The organism is Luteibacter sp., assembly GCF_036500425.1.
GTDB lineage: Bacteria > Pseudomonadota > Gammaproteobacteria > Xanthomonadales > Rhodanobacteraceae > Luteibacter.
This window is the reverse complement of the sequence record NZ_DASYCB010000011.1, coordinates 1-6,237: the sequence shown is the minus strand read 5'-3', so window position 1 is coordinate 6,237 and position 6,237 is coordinate 1. Positions and strand designations below refer to the sequence as shown.

4 protein-coding genes are annotated in these 6,237 nt (G+C 64.2%); all 4 read left to right on the top strand.

Going from position 1 to position 6,237, the window contains the following annotated elements:
- The first annotated feature begins 171 nt into the window (after window positions 1-171).
- Complete coding sequence (locus tag VGN46_RS02325) at window positions 172-2,733, top strand: membrane dipeptidase (protein WP_331640205.1); 2,562 nt, start codon at window positions 172-174, stop codon at window positions 2,731-2,733.
- Window positions 2,672-3,391 carry a M15 family metallopeptidase gene (locus tag VGN46_RS02320; protein WP_331640203.1) on the top strand — a complete coding sequence of 240 codons (720 nt, stop codon included), beginning with the start codon at window positions 2,672-2,674 and terminating at the stop codon, window positions 3,389-3,391. Before VGN46_RS02325 ends, VGN46_RS02320 begins: the two co-directional genes overlap by 62 nt.
- Before the next feature lie 2 nt (window positions 3,392-3,393).
- Entirely contained in the window at window positions 3,394-4,428 is a 1,035-nt protein-coding gene (locus VGN46_RS02315; RefSeq protein ID WP_331640201.1) for a serine hydrolase domain-containing protein, read from the top strand.
- Between the two features lie 129 nt (window positions 4,429-4,557).
- Window positions 4,558-6,174: an NAD+ synthase gene (locus tag VGN46_RS02310; RefSeq protein ID WP_331640199.1), complete on the top strand. Its 1,617-nt coding sequence runs from the start codon at window positions 4,558-4,560 to the stop codon at window positions 6,172-6,174.
- The last annotated feature ends 63 nt before the right edge of the window (window positions 6,175-6,237 follow it).

Here is a 6,237-nt window from a genome sequence, read left to right as displayed (position 1 = left end):
TGGGCTTAACCCCACCTACCTGCAACCGCAGCGCTTCCAGTCGCCACGCTTCGGCCAACTCACCGTATCCTTCGACTTCTAGCGATACCCCCTGTAGTAGCGCGCTTGCGCGCGATCGCGCGCAAGCGCGCTCCTACAGGGATATGACACCCTCGATGCCGGGAGCCCATGGTGAAGCGACTTCTCTTACTGGCCCTGGCTGCGTCAGGTGTCCATGCACAGGATCACCCCCTGACGATCGATACTCATGTGGACATCCCGTTGTCCTACATGGCCGATCCGAAGTTCGACGCCGGCAAGGACGGACCGCTTAAGGTCGACCTGCCGAAGATGCGTCATGGCGGCCTGGATGCTGCCTTCTTTGTTATTTACGTCGCCCAGGGGCCGCTCACGGACGCGGGTTACGCTAAAGCCGTCGCCCAGGCCACGCTAAAGTACGATGCGATCGATCGGATGTTGAAACAGTATCCGGGGCAGATCCGCGCCGCCCGCACACCCGATGATGTGCGGGCGAACAAGGCGGCTGGCGTGCTGTCGGCGATGATCGGTATCGAGAACGGTTATTCGTTAGGTCACGACCTGCGCCGGCTGGATACCGCGTACGCACGCGGGGCTCGTTACGTTGGCCTCGCCCATGTCGGCAATAACGACCTGTGCGGCAGCTCGCTCCCCGACAAGGACCTGGGCGATAAGCCCGATAGCAACCTCGGTATTACCGCCTTTGGCCGACAGGTCGTGGCGCGTGCCAATGCGCTGGGCATGATGGTGGATATCTCGCACGCCTCCGATGCTTGTGTGCGCGATGTCCTGGCCTTATCGAAAGCGCCGATCATTGCATCGCATTCGTCCTCGAGGGCGCTGACGGACCACCCGCGCAATCTCTCTGATGAACTGCTGAAAGCCATCGCCGACAGGGGCGGTGTGGTCCAGGCGGTGGCGTACAAAGAGTTCCTGAAGAAGGATCCAGCACGCGAAGCAGCCGAGAAGGCATTGCAGCAACGCGTCGCGAAAGAGGCGGGGGACAAAGCCTACGACAGCGAGAAACACGATTACCTGCCCGCCTACGCCGAAGGCATGGCGCAGATCCAGCGCGACCATCCACTCGCGACGCTCGACGATTTCCTCAATCACATCGAACACATGGTCAAGGTGGCGGGTGTCGAGCATGTCGGGATCGCGTCGGATTTTGATGGCGGTGGCGAGATCACCGGTTGGATGGACGCGTCGGAGACCCGCAACGTCACGGCGGGCCTGAAAGCGCGCGGGTTCTCGGATGCCGACATCGCGAAGGTGTGGGGCGGCAACCTGCTCCGTGTCTGGGCCGATGATGAAAAGGTGGCGACGGCGAAACCTGCCGTTGCTTCGTACGATCAGCTGATCGATGAGGCGGTCGCGCGCTACAAGGTCACCGGCATGGCTGTCGGTGTCATCGAACAGGGCAAGGTGGCTTATACGCGCACCGTGGGTGATGTGCTGGACGGGAAGGGGCGCAAGGTCGATGCGAACACCCGCTTCAAGATCGCTTCGAACAGCAAGGCCATGACCACGGCCTTGCTTGCCCGGCTGGTCGCGCAGGGCAAGCTCGCATGGGACGCCCCTGTCACGAAGTACCTGCCTGACTTCGCGATGCACGATCCATGGGTGACGCAGCAGATGCAGGTGCGCGACCTGTTGATTCACAACACCGGTCTGCGCGAAGGCGCGGGTGACCTGATGTTGTGGCCGGAACCCAACACGTTCACGCGGAAGGACATCCTGCACGGCCTGGCCTACCTGCAGCCAGCACACAGTTTTCGCGCCACCTATGCGTACGACAACCTCATGTATGTCGTTGCGGGAGAAGTGGCCGCCGTGGCGGGTGGCGCTTCCTATGACACGCTCATGCACCGAGAGGTGTTTGAGCCGCTTGGGCTGAAGAGCTGCGAGGTGCTTGATATCACCTCGGCCGCCGCGGGCGGCATTCGCTGCGACCTCGACGATATGCTGCGATGGGCCGGAAATTGGTTATCGCCCGATGAAGCCCAGCTGGGCTGGCTCGATGCCCGGCAGCGTGAGCCGTTGTGGACGATCCAGAATCCCATGCCCGTCGGTGAACGCCGTCGTGCATGGAACGATACGCACCTCTACGGGTATGGCTATGGCTGGCGCCTGGCCGACGTGGATGGCCAGTGGAGCGTCTCACACACCGGTACCTTGTCCGGCTATTACTCCACGGTCAGCCTGTTGCCCGTGCGGCGCAGTGGCTTCGTCATCCTGATCAACGGTGGCAGCGAGGATGCCCGCGATACGCTGGCCGAGGCCATGCTCAAGCGGTTCACCGCGCCCACCGAAGCGCATAGCGTCGGCGAATACGCAGACCGTATCGCTGCGGCGGCTGCGGCGGCTCCTGATACGTCACGCGCCCCCGATACCTCGTCCCGCGTGACGGCTACATCGAAGGAGGCGCAGCCCTACCTCGGCGCGTGGCGTGATCCGTGGTTTGGTGAGGTCACCGTTTGCCCAGGCAAGGGTGGGGTGCGCTTCGAGGCTGCTCGTTCACCGGTGATGAAGGGCACGCTCAAACGCGTCGGCACGCGATACCTCGTACAGTGGGATGGTACGCGGATGGATGCGGAGCCCTGGCTCACTCTCGCCGCGCCGGACCAGCTGCGTCTTTCCAAGGTCGATCCCGATGCCGACTTCAGTAACGATTTCGAAGATCTTTCTTTCGCTCGCGTGCGCGCTTGCCCTTGAGGCGGTGGCTGCCGATGCTGCGCCTGCCTTGTCACCCGCGCGAACCATGACGGAAGCGGGCATGGTCGATGTCCGCACGCTTTCGCCCGGCCTCGCCGAGGACATGAAATACGCAGGTACCGATAACTTCACCGGCGCGGTCGTTGAAGGCTATCGCGCGCCAAAATGTTTCCTGCGGCGCCAGGCCGCCGAGGCGCTGGTGCGGGTGGAAGCGACATTGCACGCCCAGGGCTACGCGCTGCGTTTATGGGATTGCTACCGTCCGGTGCGCGCGGTCACGGCTTTCGTGCGCTGGGCGGGTGACCTGTCCGAGACATCGACCAAGGCGGCCCATTATCCGAACCTCGGCAAGGACAAGCTCCTGGGCGAATACATCGCACCGGTGTCGGGGCACAGCCGGGGGGCGACCGTGGATCTCACGCTGATGCGCTGCCAGGGCGGACATTGCGAGCCGCTCGACATGGGTACGCCTTTCGATTTCTTCGATCCGCTAGCGCATACCGCCGACCCTCGGGTGACACCGGTGCAGAAGGCGAATCGCGAGCGGCTGATCAAGGCGATGGCAACCGAAGGCTTCAGCAATTATCCGCAGGAGTGGTGGCACTTCACGCTCCCGGCCGCCGTTTCACCCGTGATCTACGACGTCCCCGTGGAGTAAACATGCGCAACCTCGCCGTGGTCCTGTCCTGCCTGGCTTTCGCCGCCACGGCCTTTGCGAAAGACGATGCGCGCGTCGATGCGCTGATGCAGCGGTACGAGGGCGATGTACCCGGTGCCTCACTGCTGGTCTTGAAAGATGGCAAGCCGGTGGTCGCGAAGGGCTACGGCCTTTCCGACGTGGAGAAGCACGTCCCTGCGGCGCCGTCGACCGACTACCGCCTCGCGTCGGTGAGCAAGCAGTTCACTGCCACAGCGATCCTTTTACTGGCGCAGGATGGCAAGCTCAGCCTCGGCGACACGGCGCGGAAATGGCTACCCGAACTTCCCCCGGTGGCGGCGCCGATCACGATCCGCCAGTTGCTCAGCCACCAGGGCGGGTTGATCGATTACGAAGACATCATGCCGGCCGATACGTCGGTACCTCTGCACGACAAGGACGTGCTCGCGCTGCTGGCGAAGACGGATCGACTCTACTTTCCCGCGGGTTCGTCCTACCGCTACAGCAACGGCGGCTACGCCATGCTCGCGTTGATCGTCGAGAGGGCCGCGGGCATGTCGTTCCAGGCGTTCCTGAAGCAACGGATCTTCGAACCGCTGGGCATGCAGCACACGCTCGCCTTCGTAAACGAGGGGCCGGCTGTGCCGAACCGTGCTTTCGGCTACAGCGAGGAGGGCGGCCACTGGGCGCGCACCGACCAGAGCATGACCAGCTCGGTCCTGGGCGATGGCGGGATCTACTCCAACATTGAGGACCTGGCCCGCTGGGACGCGGCGCTCTACGACAACCGCCTACTCAGCGATGCCTCGCGCAAGGCCGCCTTCACCGGCTGGACAGCTACCGACGATCCGACCATCCGCTACGGCTACGGCTGGCGGATCACCGGCGACACGCTGTGGCACTCCGGCGAAACTATCGGCTTCCGCAACGTGATCGTCCGCTATCCGAAACAGCACCTCACGGTGGTCCTCCTGACCAACCGCAACGCCCCCGAGCCCTACAAGACCGCCCTCAAAGTGGCAGCCCTCTACCTGTAGGAGTGCGCTTGCGCGCGAAAGGCACCGCGACCACGCCCCGACCCTGACGCACCCCCCATCGCGCGCAAGCGCGCTCCTACAAGGTCAGTGGATTATCATGGGCGATCCCCGCGATTCCACGGATTCCCCATGTCCCTCTTTCGCTTCGCCCTGGCCCAGCACGACTTCCCCGTCGGCGCGACCGCCGACAATGCGCGCCGGGTACGGGCCCTTGCCGCCGAGGCGCGCGACCGCCTCGGGGCCAAACTCATCGCATTCCCCGAGCTGACCCTCTCCGGCTACCCGCCGGAAGACCTGCTCCAGCGGCCGAGCTTCCTCCAGGCCTGTGCACGTGAGGTTGAGGCGCTGGCGCCGGACCTGAAGGGCATCGCCGCGATCGTGGGCTACCCGGATAGCCAGGGCGAGGTCTACAACGCTGCCTCGCTCATCCGCGACGGCAAGGTCGAATGGACCTACCACAAGCAGGCGCTGCCCAATTACACGGTGTTCGACGAGAAGCGCTACTTCCGCGCCGGCGAGCAGACCCACGTCTTCAACATCGAAGGCGTCCGCGTCGGCATGCTGGTGTGCGAGGACATCTGGGAAGCCGAGCCGGCGGCGCATGCGGCGGACGCCGGGGCGGAGCTTATCCTCGTCATCAACGCCTCGCCTTATGACCAGCGCCAGGCCGCCACCCGCGAGGCGCTGCTGCAGCAGCGCGCGACGGAAAACGGCGTTGCCATCGCCTACGTGAACCTCGTCGGTGGCCAGGATGACCTGCTGTTCGACGGCCACTCGCTACTGGTCCAGCCGGATGGCAGCATCGCCGCCCGCGCCCCGTTCTTCGAAGACCTGCTGCTGGGCGTGGAATACGACAGCGCGACGAAGCAATTGAAGGCCCTCGACTGGCCCGCGCCGGATACCCGGAGCGCCGAGGCTGTCATGTACGACGGCATCGTTCGCGGCATCCGCGATTACGTGGGCAAGAATCATTTCGAAGGCGTGCTGCTGGGCCTTTCCGGTGGTATCGACTCGGCCCTGACCCTCGTGATGGCAGTCGATGCGCTGGGTAAGGACAAGGTCACGGCGGTGATGATGCCGACCAAGTACACGTCGGATCTTTCGCTGCGCGAGGCGAAGGCCCAGGCGGAACACCTCGGCGTCGAATACCACATCGTCCCGATCGAGGGTATTTACGATTCCCTGACCGGCGCGCTCGCCCCGGTCTTCGGTGACCGCAAGCCGGATATCACGGAAGAAAACCTGCAGTCGCGCACGCGCGGCGTGCTGCTCATGGCCATGTCTAACAAGTTCGGCCGGTTGCTGCTTTCCACCGGCAACAAGAGCGAGATGGCGGTGGGCTACGCCACGCTGTACGGCGACATGTGCGGTGCTTATGCGCCGCTCAAGGATGTCTACAAGACGGTGGTGTACAACCTGTCGCGCTATCGCGCGGCGATCGATGGCGGTATTCCCGAAGCCGTGATCGAGCGCCCGCCTTCAGCCGAGCTGCGCCACGACCAGACCGACCAGGATTCGCTGCCGCCGTATGATGAGCTGGACGCGATCCTCCAGCACTTCATCGAGGGCGAGGCTTCCGCGGAAGACATCATCGCCGCCGGCTACGACGACGCCACGGTCCGCCGGGTCATCCGCCTCGTCTACATCAACGAATTCAAACGCCGCCAGGCCGCCCCCGGTCCCCGCGTCACCACCAAAGCCTTCGGCCGCGAACGCCGCTACCCCATCACCTCCGGCTGGCGCTAGCCCCACCTGTAGGAGCGCGCTTGCGCGCGATGGGTGCTCGCCGTAACCCCATCGCGCGCAAGC